The organism is Streptomyces sp. SID3343 (genome assembly GCF_009865215.1).
Lineage (GTDB): Bacteria > Actinomycetota > Actinomycetes > Streptomycetales > Streptomycetaceae > Embleya.
On the sequence record NZ_WWJX01000552.1, the window covers coordinates 1 to 227 of the forward strand.

The following is a 227-nucleotide window of genomic DNA, read 5'->3' on the forward strand; positions in this document are numbered from 1 at the left end:
TCCGGGTTCGCGATCAACGACCCGTGGCCCTTGGTCAACTTGACCTTGGACGAGTTGAACCTGATCTTGGCGTCGGACGCGGACGTCCGGAAGGAATTCAAGACCGCCGTCGTCGGGTTGGTCGCCAAATTCCAGAGCACGGGCAGGAAGTTCGGGATGGGCATCCGCCTGGCCGCGCAGTCCATTCATTTGGAAGATCTCGGGGACAAGGACAAGATCCGCGGCAA

At 60.4% G+C, this 227-nt stretch carries 1 pseudogene; it reads left to right on the forward strand.

From position 1 onward, the window contains the following. Positions 1–30: 30 nt before the first annotated feature. Positions 31–227, forward strand: a pseudogene (locus tag GT354_RS16890) (conjugal transfer protein TraA); the annotation flags it as partial.